Source organism: Planctomyces sp. SH-PL62 (assembly GCF_001610895.1).
GTDB lineage: Bacteria > Planctomycetota > Planctomycetia > Isosphaerales > Isosphaeraceae > Paludisphaera.
Window position 1 is genome coordinate 6,414,696 of record NZ_CP011273.1, and the last position, 16,535, is coordinate 6,431,230.

Consider the following 16,535-nt stretch of genomic DNA (forward strand, 5'->3'; position numbering starts at 1 on the left):
GCGGCGGGACGACTCCTGGTTGATAAACGAACCTGAATAAAAGACGAAATCCGACGGAGAACGACGCCGCTTCGCGCCGCCCCCGCCAGATCAGGTGGCGCTACTCGCGCCGCCCGAACACGATCATGAAGCTCGTCGAGGGCGCAGCGGAAACCGCCCCCGGCGCCGAAGGCAACCGAGGATCAACAAATCTTCGACAATCGCGCGCAAGATTAACGCTTGTCAAGAATGAGAATCGAAAGGGCGGGCTGCATATCCAATCCCGATTCAATGCTCGCTGCCGGCATCATCGTGAATGGACTTTATCCATTGGTAATACGACCCCGTCAGATCGTCAACCCCCCATAAGAAATTGGATGATTCCTCGGTGGCGGCGTCGTCGCGACGCCACAATTTCGAGGCCGACGGTCTTAAAAGGAAAGCGGCGGTCTCGGTACATTCTTCGATGCCGCCGCGGCCGGGGCGTCGAAATCGGTCGAAAATATGCTTCTGCCCCGGTCGAACCCGACTGTAGAATGCGCCCTTCATGGGGCGATGGAGCTGGGGCGTCGGACGATCTCGGCGGTCGATCTCCGAGGGAACTGGACGCCTCCTGGCGTGCGAGGTGACGATGGACTCGGATCGGGACCTGCTGTTCGGCCTGCTCGCGTTCCAGGCCGGGGCCCTCGACGCGGACCAGCTCGCCGAGACGTGCGCGGGGGGGGACGGGGGCCGGACCCTCGGCGCGCGGGCGATCCTGACCGATGAGCAGCAGGGGGCGATCGACCGGCTGGTCGAGGAGAGGCTGGCGCGGCACGGCGGGGACGTCGCGGCGACCCTGGCCGCGACGTTCGACGGCCGCTCGCTCGACGCGCTTCGAGGGCCGGGCGCCCCGGCGGGGGAGGTCGCGGCGACCATCGGCGGGCCGGCCGGCCACGTCCTGATCTCGACCCTGGACGGGGGGGAGGGCGGCGAACACGCGTCCCGCGATCATCGCTACGCGTTGTCCCAGATCCACGCCAAGGGGGGCGTCGGCCAGGTTTGGCGGGCGCGCGACGCCTCGCTCGGCCGGGAGATCGCGCTCAAGGAGCTGCGTCCCGAGTCGACGGGCGACTCGCTGGCCTGGTCGCGATTCCTGTACGAGGCGAAGGTGACGGCCCGGCTGGAGCATCCCGGCGTCGTCCCGGTATATGAAATGTCGGGCGGCGCGTCCCCATATTACACGATGCGATTCGTCAAGGGGCGGACGCTCAGCGAGGCGACCCGCGCCTATCATAAGGCGAGGGCCGCCGGCTCCCCGACCGACGTGGACCTGGTGAAGCTGCTGACGGCCTTCGTCTCCATCTGCCACGCGATCGACTACGCCCACTCGCGAGGGATCATCCACCGCGACCTCAAGGGGCAGAACGTCGTCCTGGGAGATTTCGGCGAGGTCATCGTGCTCGACTGGGGCCTCGCCAAGCAGGTCGGCGAGGACCACGAGGCCCCCGGCGCGACGGACGTCGAAGCCCCCTCCGCCCCCGAGCCCCCCACCTTCGCCGGCGGCGAGGAAGACCTCGCCACGCTGGCCTTCGAACCCGGCCGCGACGGCGACGCCCCGACCGGCGTCGGCCCGACGCTCGCGGGCGAGCCGGGCCCCCCGCCGCCGCCCGCCGACTCAGACTTCCGGACGCCCAGGAAGGAGTCGGGCGCGGGCCCGGAGGGGACGATCCAGGGCCAGCTTCTGGGGACGCCCAGCTACATGGCGCCCGAGCAGGCCCGGGGGCGGCACGACCTGGTCGACTTCCGCACCGACGTCTACGGCCTGGGCGCCATCCTTTATGAGGTGCTCGCCGGCCAGCCGCCGTTCCACGCCAGGCAGACGGCCGCGATCCTCCACAAGGTCGTCAACGAGCCCCCCGCGCCGGCCCGGTCGCACAACCCGGACGCCCCGCTCGACCTCCAGGCGGCCTGCCTGAAGGCGCTGGCCAAGGACCGGGACGATCGATATCAGACGGCCGGCGACCTGGCGAGGGAGGTGCAGCGGCACCTCGCCGACGAGCCCGTGACCGCCTACGACGAGCCCCGAACCCGTCGCATCGCCCGATGGGCGCGCAAGCATCGCACGGCGGTCGCCGCGGCGGTGGTCTTGCTGGGGGTCTCCACGGTCGCCTCGGGCGTGGGCGCCGTGGTGGTCAACGGCTGGCGGGACGAGGCCGAAGCCCAGGGCGCCGTGGCCCGCCAGACCGTCGACGACATGTACGCCAGGGTCGGCGAAAGCTGGCTGGAAGATCGGCTCGACCCGCTCCAGAAGGAGTTCCTGGAGAAGACCGTCGCCTTCTACGAAGGCCGCGCGAAGGGGGACGACGACGCCCCGGCGGCGCGCCTGGAACACGGCCGGATGCTCCAGCGCATGGCCGACGTCTACGCCAAGCTCGGCCGGTTCGAAGACGCCGAGCGGGCTTACCGCCGCAGCCTGGACCGGCTCCGTCCCCTCTTCGCCGCCGACCGCCGCAGGAATAGCGACGCCCGACGCGCCCTGGCCTCGACCCAGGCCCGGTTCGCCGAGGCCCTCTTCCGCCGGGACCGCTTCGACGAGGCCGCCCCGCTGTTCGACGGGGCCGAAGACCTGATGCGGCCCCTCGCCTCCCCCGCGACCGGGACGGTCGACGACCGCCGGCTGCTGGCCCGCGCCCTGCTGGGGAAGGGCCAGTTGCTCCGCCGCAAGGGGGACCTGGCCGCCGCCGGGCCCGCCTACGTCTCGGCCCGCGAATTGCTCGAGAAGGCCAGGGCCGCCGCCCCAGACTCGCCCGAGGTCCGTGGCGAACTGGCCCGCGCCGAGGACTATCTGGCCCGATACGGCCGCGAGACGGGCGATCGGGAGGAAGCCGAGGCCGCCTCCCGGCGCGGCTACGACCTGCTCGACGCCCTGGTCGCCGAACTCCCCACCATCCCCCGCCACCGCGAGGCCCTCGCCCACGCTTGCGCCGAGCTGGGCTGGTTCGCCTACGACGCCTCCCGGTTCGAGGACGCCGCGACCCTCTGGGGACGCGGCTACCGCGAGGCGTCGAGGCTCGCCGAGGACTACCCCGACCGCCCCGAGTACGCCCGCAACCTGGCCGCCGCCGCGACCAACTACGGCGGCGTCCTCGTCGACCTGGCCCGCGTCCGCGAGGCCGAGCCGATCCTCAAGCAGGCCGTCGAACTGAACACGACCCTGGCCGGGCGCTCGCCCGACGACCGCCCGGTCCGATTCGACCTGGCCAAATGCCACTTCAACCTCGGCTATCTCCACCTGAAGCGGGGGCGGATCGACGAGGCCGTCGCCGAGATCGAGAAGGCCCGCGACCTGAACGCGGCGCTCGTCGCGGCGCAGCCCGAGGTCCCCCGGAACCGGCATTTCCAGGCCACTTTCCTCCGCCGACTGGGCGAGGCCCTCGACGCCGCCGGCCGCCCCGGGGCCGAAGCCGCCTACGTCGAGGCGCTCGGCCTGCTGGAGAAGCTGACGGCCGAGCATCCCGACAACGCCGGATATCGGCTCGATTTGGCCCGCTGCCTGACCGGCCTCGGCAACCGGAAGGTCGCCGAGGGCCGGCTCGACGAGGCCGAGAAGGCGTTCGCCGACGCCCTCGCCGCGCTCGACGCCCTGGCCGCCGGCCCGGCGAAGCCCCCGGTCGAGGTCCTCCGCGAGACGTCCATCGTCCTGAGCAACCTGGGGAGCACCCGTCAGGGGGCCGGGAAGGGGGACGCCGAGGAGCCGATCCGGCGAGCCGTGGCGATCTCCGAGGAGCTGGCCCGCCGCGAGCCGCCGGCCGACGGCGACGTCGAATCGCTGGCCGTCGCCCGTGCGACCCTGGCCGACTCGCTCCAGGGCCGAGGGGACGCCGCCGCCGAGGCCGCGCCGCTGCTCGCGAAGGCGGTCGAGGGGATGAAGGGGCTCGTCGAGAAGTCCCCCGCCGCCCCCGACCGCCACTACTATCTGGGCTACATGCTCGCCAGGCGGGCCGCCGCCTCGACCCGCCCCGAGGACGCCCGGCCGATGCTCGAAGAGGCCGTCGCCCACGACCGGCAGGCCGTCGAGCTGACCTCAGGCCGGAACCCCGCCTATCGCGAACTGCTCACCCAGACGCTCGGGGAGCTCGCCGACGCCGACCTGAAGCTGGCCGCCTACGAGGAGGCGCGGCGGGTCGCGCTGGAGATCCCCCGCGAGGCCGTCGCCCACGCCCCGAGCTGCGTCGCCGCCGCCCGGCTCCTGGCGAGGATGGCGTCCCAGGCCCGGGCCGACGACAAGCTCGACGCGCCCCGCCGCGACGAGCTTGAGCGCAAGGGGCTCTCCGGCGCCGTCCTCATGCTTCGCGAGGCCCTCGACGCCGACCCCAAGCTCGACGCCGACGTGAAGGCCGACCCCGCGTTCAAGGAACTGCTGGCCCACGCCCAGTTCCAGCTCCTCCTCGGCAGCCTCGCCCCCCCCGCCGACGCGGCGAAGTGACCCTCGGGCCGGGGGGCCGCCGCCCGGCCTTTTCTCGCTGGGGTGTGGGGGGCGGGGGTCGGATGCTATAAACTGGCGGGCCGTACCGCGCCTCGCCGCGAGAACCTCTCCCCTCCCACCCGATCGATCGAGGGCGCCTCATGCCGTCGGAGACCCCCCCTACTCCCAGCGCGCTGGACCGAGCCCGGAGCAAGGCGTACTGGCGGCTGCTGCCGTTGTTGTTCATCTGCTACGTCGTGGCCTACGTCGACCGGACCAACGTGGGCTTCGCCAAGCTCGACATGCAGGAGGACCTGGGCCCCCTGGGATTCACCGAGTCTGTCTTCGGCTTCGGCATGGGGGTCTTCTTCGTCGGCTATCTGCTGCTGGAGATCCCCGGCTCGATCCTGGTGGAGCGCTGGAGCGCCCGCAAGTGGATCTTTCGGATCATGATCTCCTGGGGGATCGTGGCGTCGATGACGGCGTTCGTGCATTGCCGGGTGCCGTACCTGACGGACGCGCTGGCGAGCCTCACGGGGGGGCTGGCGGGGGTGTTCGAGACCGTCTTCGGCGGCGGCGAGGACTCGTACGCGGAGAGCCTGCGAGGCCCCGGCGCGGCGTTCGTGGCCCAGTTCTGGGGCGCGCGGTTCCTGCTGGGGCTGGCCGAGGCCGGGTTCTTCCCGGGGGTGATCGTCTATCTGTCGCACTGGTTCCCGCGCCGGGACCGCTCGCGGGCGCTGGCCTGGTTCTTCATCGCCGCGCCGATCTCGCAGATCCTGGGGCCGCCGATCTCGAACCAGATGATGAAGATCGGCGGCGGCGGGCCGGGGCCGTGGGGGTTGGTCGGCTGGCAGTGGGTCTTCCTGCTCTGGGGCATCCCGGCCGTGGTCCTGGCCTTCGTGGTCCTGGCGTTCCTGACCGACCGCCCCGCCCAGGCGACCTGGCTGACCGCCGAGGAGCGCGAGGCGCTCCAGGCCGAGCTGGACGACGAGCGTCGGCGGCACGCGGCGGCCGGGCACTTCACCATCGCCCAGGCCCTGGCGCACCCCAAGATCCTGCTCTTGGCCCTGGCCTTCTTCCTCTGCACCTGCGGCAACTACGCGGTGGAGATGCAGATGCCCTCGATCATCAAGGGCTGGTACAACCTGGACGTGGACACGGTGGCCTACCTGATCATGATCCCGCCGATCGGGTCGCTGGTGGGGCAGATCTTCGTGGGCTGGAACTCCGACCGGACGAACGAGCGGCGCTGGCACGCCTCGCTGCCGATCGTCGTCGGCGCGGTGGCCATGGCCGTGATCCCCTTCACGAACGTGAACAACTACGCGGGCGGGGGCCGCTGGCTGACCGTGGCCGCGTTCACCATGGCGCTCGTCGGCTTCAAGGCGTACCTCCCCGCGTTCTGGACGCTCCCCACCCTGATCCTGAGCGAGTCGGCGGCGGCGGCGAGCATCGGCCTGATCAACTCGCTGGCGAACCTCGGCGGCTGGTTCGGGCCGACCCTGGTGGGGGTCCTGAAGGACAACACCAACTCGTACGACGCGTCGCTCTGGATCCTCTCCGGCTTCATGCTGGTCGGGGCGACGATCATCGCCAGCCTCGGCGTCGGCGGTCGCCCGGCCGCCGACTTGGCGACGGCCGAGCCCGAGCCCCCGGACGTCTCCATGCAAGCGGCCGAGGTCTAACCCCCTCGCGGCCGCCTCGCCCCGGGCGATGGCGGCCGCGCGACGGCGGGCCGGGGGACTTCACCGCGCCGGGCGGAGGACGCGGACGGCGTGGATCGGCGGGAAGGCGCCTTCGAACGCCAGGCGGAAGTCGGCCCCGCCGTTCTGGGACCCGTCGAGACGGGCGTCGGGGAGGTCGAACCGGGCGATCTTCCAGGCGAGCGAGCCCGCCAAACCGACCCGACCGGCGGCGGGCTTGTACGCGCCGTTATGGTCGGCCGAGGGGTCCTGGGAATCGTACTGGAGGCCGAACGAGCCGCCGGGGACGTCGAAATAGTCGACCTCGACCGTGGCGGGCATCGAGCGGTCCCACTTGAAGCCGTCGTCCGCCCGGAAATAGAGGTAACGGGCGGCGGAGACCCCCTCGGCGGCGATCCGCGCGGACCTGTCCCCGGCCTCCGCGGGGACGGAGCGGCCGTCGGCGACGTCGATCCGCTCCAGGCCCTTCGACTGGTCGACGCGGTCCAGGACGATCGCGACCGAGGGGGCGTCGGAGTACGCGGTTTTCGGCCTCGGCGGGACGACGCCGGCCTTGAGCATGTCCACGTACTTGCGGGTCAGGTCGATGTACTTCCGGCCGTACTCGCGGGCCTCGGCGATCGTGGTCCCCTCGTGGAATTCGTTCCAGGTCTCCACGATCACGATCCGCGGCCGGCGGTTCAGGGTCCTGGTCCACGCCCGTTCGTAGAACGCGCCGTCTTCGCGGTCGACGACCAGGGGCTCGCGTCCCGGCACGGCCGAGTGGTCGTAGCCGGGGCCGATCTCGGCGACGCCCAGGAAATTGGGCTGCACCGCGCCTCCCCAGGCGTAGACGTCGTCGGCCTTCACGTTCCAGGAGATCTCGCGAATCACGTACGGCGCGAGCCCGCCGAACCGCTTCGGGAAGTCGGCCTTGAGGCGGTCGATGCAGGATTGGTCGTGGGCCTTCGCGAAGGACGCCGAATACAGGTCGACGATCGGGCGGCCGTCGAGGAGCGCCCAGTGACGCGGGGGGATCATCGAGAAGAAGTCCCGGATCGTCGCGAAGAACCACTCCCGGCCGTGGTCGGTCGTCAGGTCGACGTGGTAGCCCCAGCCGTTCGCCTGGAGGGTGGAGGTGTCGTAGAACAGGCCGACCGCCGGCGGCGACAGCCCTTCGGCCTTCAACTCGTCGAGGGCCTTCACGAACGGCGGGAGGCCCTCGAAGCTCCAGTGGAACGGCGAGCCCGGCGCGTGGTCGGCGGGGGTGCCCCAGAAGACCGGCAGGACGACGTCGATCCCGGCCGCGATCATGTCCCGGAGCTGGCCCTTGTGCCAGGAGACGCTCCTGTACGAGAAGTCGTCGAGGGTCGGGGGGTGGGTCGTGAGGGCGTCGGTGCCGTCGCCGTCGATGACGTGGGCCTTCGTCGGGGCGTCGTACCAGTAGAAGTAATGGGTCATCACGACCCTGTCGTCCGGGCCGAACCGGCGGGCCGAGGCGAAGTCGCCCGGCATCAGGTCGATGTGCGGCCCGATCGCCGGCGGGATCTCCCGCGAGGGCTCCTGGGCGGGGGCCTCCGGGACGATCGCGAGGGCGAAGGCGAGGGAGATCGCGAGGGCCGCGACCCCCGTGGCGGTTCGCGCGGAAGTCCGTGGCTTCGTCGGGGTCTTCATGGCGGGGCGCTCCCCGTCGGCCGCGACGGCGGGGCCGCCGGGGGCCGACGATCCTGGCTGGCGTGGAGGATGAGGCGGGGGGGCCGGGCCGCGATGGGCCCGACCCCGGCGCGATTATCGACCCGCCCGGGCCCGGGAGCAAGGGGCCCGTCCGGCCGTCCCGGCGTCGGTCAGACCTTCCAGTCCCAGGCGGCGACCTTCTCCAGCTCCTCGTGGCGGGTCATGTCGAAGTGGAGCGGGGTGACGGTGATGTAGCCGTCGGCCAGGCCGGTGACGTCGGTCTCGGGTCCGGGGACCTCGCGGGGCGGGGTGTAGGTCATCCAGTAGTAGGTGCGTCCCCGGGGGTCCTGCCGGCGCTCGAAGCCTTCGCCGTGGCGGCCCAGGCCCATCGGCACGACCTTCACGCCCTTCGGCTCGCCGCGGGACCGGGAGGGGAGGTTGACGTTGAACAGCGAGCCGTTGGCCGGCTTGTTGGCGAGGATCTTCTCGATCACCTGCCGCGCCTGCCTGGCGGCGTGGGGGAAGTCGAAGTGCTCGGACAGCTCCAGCGAGACGGCGATGCTGGTGATCTTGAAGAAGGCCCCCTCGATCGCCGCGGCCACGGTGCCGGAGTAGAGGACGTTGATCCCGGCGTTGGCCCCGCTGTTGATCCCCGAGACGATCAGGTCCGGGGGCCGGGGCATCAGCTCGCAGATCGCCAGCTTCACGCTGTCGGCCGGCGAGCCCTCGATCGACCAGCCGAGGGGCGTGGCGTCGTCGTCGTCGACCTGCTTGACCACCAGCGGGTTCAGGAGCGTGATCGTGTGCGCCACGCCGCTCTGCTCCAGCGCCGGGGCCGCCACAGTGACCTCGCCCAGCTTCGTCAATTCCTTGCGCAACGCCCGGAGCCCCGGCGCGAAGACGCCGTCGTCGTTCGTCAGAAGTATATGCATCGTATCGACTTCGATCCTGTCCAGAGGAAGGGACGCGCCGCGAAAGCCCGGGACTCCGTCCTCCTCCGATGCTAACGGCGGTTCGATCACCGCGTCAACCGAGCGGCCCCTCGCGGCGGGGCGCGGGGCCGACCGTGGAAGTTTGGCCTCGAACTTGCTAGAGCATTCGGCGTCGACGATGATGTTGAGGACGGGGGGGGCATGAGTCAGGAATTGAAAGACGACGAACGTCTGGTCGCGACCGGGATCGAGGGCCTGGACGACATCCTGGGAGGCGGGGTCACTCCCGACCGCGTCTACCTGATCGAGGGGAATCCGGGCTCGGGCAAGACGACCCTGGCGCTGCAGTATCTCCAGGAGGGCGTCAGGATCGGGGAGCCCGGCCTGTACGTCACCTTGTCGGAGACCCAGGCCGAGCTGAGGGCCGTCGCCCGATCGCACGGCTGGTCGCTCGACGGGATCACCCTGCTGGAGCTGGTGGCCCCGGAGGCCGAACTGGAGCCGGACAACCAGTATTCGATGTTCCAGCCGTCGGAGGTCGAGCTCGCCGAGACGACCCGGACGATCCTCGCGGAAGTGGAGCGGATGAAGCCGAGGCGGGTCGTGATCGATTCGCTCTCGGAGATGCGGCTGCTCGCCCAGAACCCGCTGCGCTACCGGCGGCAGATCCTGGCGTTGAAACAGTACTTCATCGGTCGGTCGTGCACGGTCTTCCTGCTCGACGACAAATCGTCGGACAAGGAGGACCTGAAGCTCCAGAGCCTCGCCCACGGCGTCGTGAGCCTGGAACAGCTCTCGCCCGAGTATGGCGCGGAGCGGCGCCGCTTGCGGATCACCAAGCTCCGGGGCCGGAAGTACCGGGGGGGCTACCACGACTTCGTCATCGAGGTCGGGGGCCTGGCGGTCTTCCCCAGGCTGGTCGCCGGCGAGCACGACCATGGCCGACGCCGGGGGCTCCTGGAATCCGGCGACGCGGAGCTGGACATGCTGATGGGGGGCGGCCTCCAGTACGGCACCAGCGCGGTTTTGCTCGGCCCCGCCGGCAGCGGCAAGTCGACCTTCGCCATGCAGTACGCCCGGGCCGCGGCGGCTCGCGGCGAACGCGCCGCGATCTTCGCGTTCGACGAGCGGCTGGAGACCATCCTGGAGCGGACCGAGGGCCTGGGGATGGACGTCTCGGAGGATGTCGCGGCGGGCCGGATCCGCATCCAGCCGGTCGACACGGCCGAGCTGTCGCCGGGCGAGTTCGCGCACCTCGTGCGGACGTCCGTGGGCGACGTCGAGGGGGCGCCGGGGGCGCGGATCGTCATCATCGACAGCCTCAACGGCTACCTCAGCGCCATGCCCGAGGAGCGGTTCCTGATCGCCCAGCTCCACGAACTGCTGACCTACCTGGGCCACCGCGGCGTGGTGACGTTCCTGGTCGTGGCCCAGCACGGCCTGTTCGGGAGCATGAACACGCCCATCGACACCACCTACCTGGCCGACACGGTCGTGCTCTTCCGCTACTTCGAGGCGGCTGGCGAGGTGCGCCAGGCGATTTCGGTGGTCAAGAAGCGGAGCGGAGGCCACGAGCGGACCATCCGCGAACTGCGGCTCCGCAGCGGCGGCGGGCTCGTGGTGGGGCCGCCGCTCCGCGAGTTCCAGGGCGTGCTCACGGGGACGCCTGCCGCCTTGGCTTCCGGGCCGTCCGGGAGCCGCCGGGATGGTTGACGATCTGGCCGCCGAGATCGAGGATCGGATCCTCCTGCTCCCACCCACCAGGAGGGACGCCGACGCCGCCGCCGTCGTCTTCAGGAAGGCGGGCCTGGCCCTGACCCTCTGTGGGGACGTCGCCGACCTCTGCGCCGAGATCGAGCGGGGAGCGGCCGTCGCCCTCCTCCCCGCCGAGGCCGTCCTCACGGATCGGGAAGGGCGCCTGGCCCGGGTGCTCGGCGAGCAACCCCCCTGGTCCGACTTCCCGCTCATCACCCTGATGCACCCCACCCAGTCGGCGGCGTCGATCCGCGAGTTGGAGCAGCTCGGCCCCATGACGCTCGTGCGGCGGCCCATCGAGATCCGGTCCCTGGTCAGCACCGTGCGGGCCGCCCTCCGCGACCGTCGCCGCCAGTACGACCGCCGCGCCGACTTCATCGAGCGCGAGCGTCAGGCCCAGGCCCTCCGCGAGAACGACCGCCACAAGGACGAGTTCCTGGCGATGCTCGCCCACGAGCTGAGGAACCCTCTGGCCGCCGTCAACAACGCCGTGGCGGTCCTGAAGCGGTCCGGCGACCCCGCCAGCCAGGCCTGGGCCAGCGGCATCGTCGAGCGCCAGATGCGCCAGCTCGTCCGGCTCATCGACGACCTGCTCGACGTGGCCCGGATCAACGGCGGGAAGATCCGCCTGCAAACCACCCTGGTGGACGCCGGCCCGATCCTCGACCAGGCGATCGAGTCGGTGCGGCCGCAGGTGGACGAGCGGCGGCAGACGTTGACCGTCGCGATCGAGCGGGGCCGGCTGCCGCTGAACGTCGACGCCCCGCGAGTCGCCCAGATCGTCCTCAACTTGCTCTCCAACGCCTCCAAGTACGGCGAGCCCGGCGGGCGGATCTGGCTCACGGCCCGGCCCGAGGGGGAGGCCGCGGTCATCTCCGTGCGTGACGACGGCATGGGCATCCCCCCGGACAAGCTCCCGGAGATGTTCCGGTTGTTCGCCCAGGGGGACCGCTCGCTGGCCCGCTCGGAGGGGGGCCTCGGCATCGGCCTGACCATCGTGATGCGGCTCGCCGAGATGCACGGCGGGAGCGTCGAGGCCCGGAGCGACGGCCCCGGCGAGGGGAGCGAGTTCATCGTCCGGCTCCCCCTGGCCCGGGCGGCTGCCTCCCCATGCGCGACGAGCGCCCCCCCCTCCCCGCCGCCGTCGCGCGCGGCGCGGATTCTGGTCGTCGACGACAATCTGGACACGGCCTCCGGGATGGTGCAGTTCCTCCAGATCCTGGGCCACGAGGTCGTCGCCGCCCACGATGGGCACGCGGCCGTCGCGTCGGCCCACGACTTCCGGCCGGACGTCGTGCTGCTGGACGTCGGCCTGCCGGGGATGGACGGCTATCAGGTCGCCTCGGCCCTGCGCCGGGACGAGGCCCACAGGCGGGCCGTGCTCATCGCCGTCACGGGGTACGGCCAGGAGGAGGACCGGCGGCGGTCTCGCGACGCGGGTTTCGACCACCACCTGGTCAAGCCGGTCGACTTCGACGTCCTCGCCTCGCTCATCGGCGAGCCCGGTTGACGCCTCGGCCGATTCGGAGCTTCGGCATCATTATTGCCCCTCCTTCTTCCAGGCCGCCCGAATCTCGAGAGTGGATCGGGCGAAGCCCACGTGAAGGGAGGCCGCCATGATTCGTCGACCGTGGGACGCGTGCCGGTCAATACGGCGAGCCATGTCAACGAGGCGATCCGGCGCAAGTCGTGGGAGGATGTGCGGCGAGCCATCGCGGCGGGCCCGGAGGCCGTCGACCGCCGTCTGGAGCAGCTCGACCGCGAGTGGGACTTCGAGCGGGCCCTGGAGACGCACGCGGCCGCGGCCGTGCTGGTAGGCCTGGGGCTCGGGGCGTTCGTCGACCGGCGATTCCTGGTCCTGCCCGCGACGATCGCCGGCTTCCTGCTCCTGCACGCCGTCCAGGGCTGGTGCCCGCCGCTCCCCATCTACCGCCGCCTGGGAGTTCGCACCCAGCGCGAGATCGACGACGAGCGCGACGACCTGCGGGCCCTTCGCGGCGACTTCCGCGACCCCCAGATCACGCGCCGAAACCTCGGGTTCGACGCCGGCTGAGCGCGGCCCCCCCCGACGGGGGCGGGCGAGCGGAGGCCCTGGTGAAAAGGCCGGGAAACGCGCCGGCCGGCCCGATCTCGATCCCCGTCACCCCTCGGGGGCTCGGGCGTCCGAGCGCCTCCCGATCAGGAAGACGAGCGGGATCAGGGCGAGGGCCAGGACGCCGCAGGCGAGGAGGGCGTCGAGGTTCGCCAGGGCCTGGGCCTGCTCCTGGCGCAGGGCGTCCAGGGACTTGAGGGCGAGCAGCTCGGCGGCGGCGGGGTCGCCGGCCGCGGCCCCGTGCAGGAACCGGGCGGCCGATTGCCGGAGCCGCTCGCCGACGACCGGGTTCAGGGCGTCGAGGTGGGCCTCGGTCAGCCGGCTCAGGCGCACCTGGAGGCCCCGCTCCAGGAAGACGCCGACCAGGCAGAGGCCGAGGCTCGCCCCCAGGTTGCGGAACATGTTGTACACGACGGCGGCGTCGTTCCAGCGCTCCCTGGAGATCCCGGCGAAGGCGCCGGAATTCACCGAGCTCAGGGTCAGGGACATCCCCGCGACGATCACCGCCCGGGGCCAGAGCACCTGGGACGGCGAGACCAGCAGGTTGCCGAACGACAGCCAGAGGGCGCCGCCGGCCAGGATCGCCAGCCCGAGCGCCGGGACGAGTCGGCCGCCCCGCCCGCCGGCCGTCTCCGCCAGCACCGGGACCAGCACCAGCAGCGACAGGGCGGCCGGGCCGGCCATCTCGGCCACGTTCCCCGCCGCGTATCCCATCAGGCCCGTGACCATCCTCGAAATCGTGCTCAGCGAGGCCAGATAGGCGCAGGTCGCCCCCGCCGCCAGCGCCGTGGAGGCCAGGAACCGCCGGTCGCGCAGGAGGTCCAGCCGGACCAGCGGGTCGGGCGTCCGCAGGCAGCGGACCCCGAACCCCCCCAGGCCGACGGCCGCCCCCGCGCTCAGCGCGACCACCGTCGGCGAGTCGAACCAGTCCCACACCTGGCCCTCGGTGAGGACGATCTCCAGGCAGGTCAGGCCGACGACGAGGAGGGCCGCCCCGGTCCAGTCGAACGGGGCGAGCTTCGCGGGGACCGACGTGTCCGGGGGGAGCCAGCGGACGCAGAACGCCAGCGCGAGGGTCCCGATCGGGACGCCGACGAGGAACATCGCGCGCCACGAGTAGGTCTCGGTCAGCCAGCCGCCGATCGGCGTGCCGAACGGGGGGCCGATCAGCAGCGCGACGCTGAAGGCGGCCAGGGGGTCGATCCGGCCCGACGCCCGGGAGACGTCCGCCAGCGAGGCCTGGGCGAGCGGCACCAGGATGCCGCCCGACGCCCCCTGGAGCACCCGCCACGCGACCAGCTGCGCCAGGGAGTCGGCCGTGCCGCACAGCGCGGTGGCCAACGTGAACGTCCCGATGCACGCCAGGCAGGCCCGGCGGCGGCCGATCAGTCCGGCCAGGCGGGCCGCGAGCGGCGCCCCCACGATGTTGGCCGCCACGTATGCGTTCACCGCCCACACCGCGTATCGCTGGGCCGCCCCGACCCCGCCGGCGATGTGCCGCGTGGCCGCCACCGGCACGCTGACGTAGAGGACCGCGATCAGGGTCATCCCCGCCAGGACGAGCCCGGCCGCCACGTCGCGCCGGTGCGGCGGCCGGGGCCGGCCCGGTGCGGTCACAGGCCGCCGCCCGTCCGGAGCCGCGCCCCGGCGTCGGGGCCGGTCGGGGCCTCCCGGACCCGGACGACCGGGACGACGGACAGCCCGGCGGCCAGCGGCGCCTGCCGGGGGTCCAGGTCCACCAGCTCGACCCGGACCGTCAGGCGCTGGACCACCTTCACGAAGTTCCCGGTCGCGTTCTCCGGCGGCAGCACCGCCAGGGCCGCCCCGGTCCCGGGGGCGAACCCGCTCACCCGGCCGCGGAACGGCCGGCCCGGGTAGGCGTCCACCCACAGGTCGACCGGGTGGCCGATCCGGATCCGGGAGAGCTGGGTCTCCTTGAAGTGGCAGTCGACCCAGATCTGGTCGAGCGACCGGACGGCCATCATCCGCTCGCCGACCACCACGTGATTGCCCGGGTTGACGTTCCGCCGCGCGATCACGCCGTCGATCTCGGCCCGGATCTCGCAGTAGCCCAGGTCCAGCTCGGCCAGGGCCAGGGTGCGGCGGGCCTCTTCCAGCTTGGCCTGGGCCTGCTTGACGGCCGGGGCCTCCGGCAGCAGCCCGGCGAAGATCTTGTCGACGTCCCCCTGGGCGTCGTGCTTGCGGAACTCCTCCAGGAACTCGGCCGGCGTGGCCTCGTGGGACGCCAGCGGCAGGCCGAGCCGGGCCATCGTCTGGATCAGGTCGGCCAGCGCCCGGCGGACCCCGGAGAACGTCTGGTTCAGGTCGGCCGGCACGTCCTGGAGGCCCCCGCCCTCGGGCGCGTCGGGGGGCAGCCCCAGCCCCACGCGCAACTCCCGCACCTGCTCGGCGGCCTGGAGCACCTGCGCCTCGGCCACCTTGATCTGGGCCGTGGCGGCGTCGTACTCCGATCGCGAGGCCGCGTTCCGGATCATCAACTGCTCGGTCCGGCCGAACTCGACCCGCGCCAGGTCCCGGGTCGCCTCCCGGCTTCGGAGGGCCGCCACCTGCGAACGCAGCTCGGCGGCCCGGTTGTCCACCCCCTCCATCGCCGATTGCAGCTCCCAGCGCTGGGCGCGGGCCAGGGCCATCGCCCCCCGGACCTCGCTCTCGGCCGCCCGCAGGTCGGCCTCGGCCGCCCCCACCCGAGACCGCTCCAGGTCCACCCTCGCCTGGTACGGCTCCCGGTCCAGCTCGGCCAGGAGGTCTCCCTTGCCGACCCGGTCGTTGTCGTCGACCAGCACCCGGACGACCTGCCCCTGCACCCGAGGGCCGACCAGCGTGACGTGGCCGTCAACATAGGCGTCGTCGGTCGACACGGTGGTGGCCCACTCCACCGCCCGGGGCCACGCCCACCACGCGCCGACCGCGAGCGCCGGCAGCGCCGCCGCGAGCCAGAACACGCGCTCGCGGCGCCACGGCCATCGGTGCGGCGGCCCCGCGTCCTCCTCCGACGCCGAGACCTCGCCCCGATCGTCCTCGACGGCGGTCTGGGCCGAGTCGGACGCTTCATCCCCGTCCGCCGGCCTCGGCTGGTCCTGGCTCAAGCCTCGTTCCTCTCCGTCAAGATGACGAACTCGCGGACCGGCCCGCCCGCGCGCTCGGGGGATCGCTTCGAGGAAGCCATGCAAGCGAGGCGCCGGGGTGTGTCCCGATCGGAGGTCGCCGCAGCTCGGTCGAAGAGTGCTATCGTATTCTATCAACGGTGGGCAAGACCCCGAGCCCTCGACCAAGCTTCCCCTATGGATTCACCCCCTTGATGGACCTTGAGAGTTTGACCCGCTCCCTCGAAGCCGACTTCGCCCGCCTGGCCCCGAAGGGGGACGCCGGCCACGACGTGCACCATGCGCGTCGGGTGCGCGACAACGCCTTCCGGATCGCCGACCGCGAAGGGGGCGACCGCGCGGTGCTGCTGGCGGCGGCCTATCTCCACGACCTGGTCAGCCCGCCGAAGGACTCGCCCGACCGGAGCCGGGCCTCGGCGCTCTCGGCGGAGGCGGCCGCGCCGGTGCTCCGCGGGCTGGGCTTCGACGAGGATCGGGTCGCGGCGACGCAACATGCGATCCACGCCCACAGCTTCTCGGCCGGGGTCGAGACCACGACCCTCGAAGCCAGGATCCTCCAGGACGCCGACCGCCTGGAGGCGCTGGGGGCCATCGGCGTGGCGCGGACGTTCTACACCGCCGGACTGATGAACTCGGCGATGTTCGACGCCGACGACCCCTTCGCCGCCGACCGCCCGCTCGACGATCGCCGCTTCGCCCTCGACCACTTCGCCGCCAAGCTGCTGAAGCTCCCGGCCACGATGAAGACCGCCGCCGGCCGCGCGCTGGCCGAGGAACGCCTCGGCGTCATGCGCGCCTTCCTCGACGCCGTCGCCGCCGAGTTGGGCGTCGCGCCGGTCTGGTGAGCGG

Annotated in this window: 10 protein-coding genes; 6 read left to right on the forward strand and 4 right to left on the reverse strand. The window is 72.1% G+C overall.

Going from position 1 to position 16,535, the window contains the following annotated elements; all coding sequences use genetic code 11:
• Positions 1-610 precede the first annotated feature (610 nt).
• A complete protein-coding gene (locus tag VT85_RS24990; RefSeq protein ID WP_197491000.1) occupies positions 611-4,447 on the forward strand; it encodes a serine/threonine-protein kinase in 3,837 nt (1,278 codons plus the stop codon).
• Between the two features lie 140 nt (positions 4,448-4,587).
• A complete protein-coding gene (locus VT85_RS24995; RefSeq protein ID WP_068420985.1) occupies positions 4,588-6,111 on the forward strand; it encodes an MFS transporter in 1,524 nt (507 codons plus the stop codon).
• Between the two features lie 60 nt (positions 6,112-6,171).
• Here the strand turns inward: VT85_RS24995 and VT85_RS25000 are convergent, their stop codons facing one another.
• Both VT85_RS25000 and surE read right to left on the reverse strand, forming a co-directional pair.
• A complete protein-coding gene (locus VT85_RS25000; protein ID WP_068420988.1) occupies positions 6,172-7,782 on the reverse strand; it encodes a DUF5010 domain-containing protein in 1,611 nt (536 codons plus the stop codon).
• A gap of 170 nt (positions 7,783-7,952) precedes the next feature.
• Positions 7,953-8,714, reverse strand: a complete 762-nt coding sequence (gene surE / locus VT85_RS25005; RefSeq protein WP_068420990.1) for a 5'/3'-nucleotidase SurE — start codon at positions 8,712-8,714, stop codon at positions 7,953-7,955.
• A gap of 201 nt (positions 8,715-8,915) precedes the next feature.
• On the opposite strand from surE, the gene VT85_RS25010 reads away from it, so the two are divergent.
• The 3 genes from VT85_RS25010 (at position 8,916) to VT85_RS25020 (ending at position 12,522) form a co-directional block, all read left to right on the forward strand.
• Positions 8,916-10,427, forward strand: a complete 1,512-nt coding sequence (locus VT85_RS25010; RefSeq protein ID WP_068420992.1) for an ATPase domain-containing protein — start codon at positions 8,916-8,918, stop codon at positions 10,425-10,427.
• Complete coding sequence (locus VT85_RS25015; protein ID WP_068420994.1) at positions 10,420-11,979, forward strand: ATP-binding protein; 1,560 nt, start codon at positions 10,420-10,422, stop codon at positions 11,977-11,979. The genes VT85_RS25010 and VT85_RS25015 overlap by 8 nt, the downstream gene beginning before the upstream one ends.
• Positions 11,980-12,108: 129 nt before the next feature.
• A complete protein-coding gene (locus tag VT85_RS25020) occupies positions 12,109-12,522 on the forward strand; it encodes a DUF2892 domain-containing protein (protein ID WP_197491001.1) in 414 nt (137 codons plus the stop codon).
• Between the two features lie 87 nt (positions 12,523-12,609).
• Here the strand turns inward: VT85_RS25020 and VT85_RS25025 are convergent, their stop codons facing one another.
• Both VT85_RS25025 and VT85_RS25030 read right to left on the reverse strand, forming a co-directional pair.
• On the reverse strand, positions 12,610-14,178 hold the full coding sequence (locus VT85_RS25025; RefSeq protein WP_156513098.1) for an MFS transporter: 1,569 nt from the start codon (positions 14,176-14,178) through the stop codon (positions 12,610-12,612).
• Positions 14,175-15,668: an HlyD family secretion protein gene (locus VT85_RS25030; RefSeq protein ID WP_068421002.1), complete on the reverse strand. Its 1,494-nt coding sequence runs from the start codon at positions 15,666-15,668 to the stop codon at positions 14,175-14,177. The genes VT85_RS25025 and VT85_RS25030 overlap by 4 nt, the downstream gene beginning before the upstream one ends.
• Before the next feature lie 212 nt (positions 15,669-15,880).
• Here VT85_RS25030 and VT85_RS25035 point away from each other — a divergent pair, with 212 nt between their 5' ends.
• Positions 15,881-16,531, forward strand: coding sequence for an HD domain-containing protein (locus tag VT85_RS25035; RefSeq protein WP_068421009.1), 651 nt, complete (start codon positions 15,881-15,883; stop codon positions 16,529-16,531).
• Positions 16,532-16,535 lie beyond the last annotated feature (4 nt).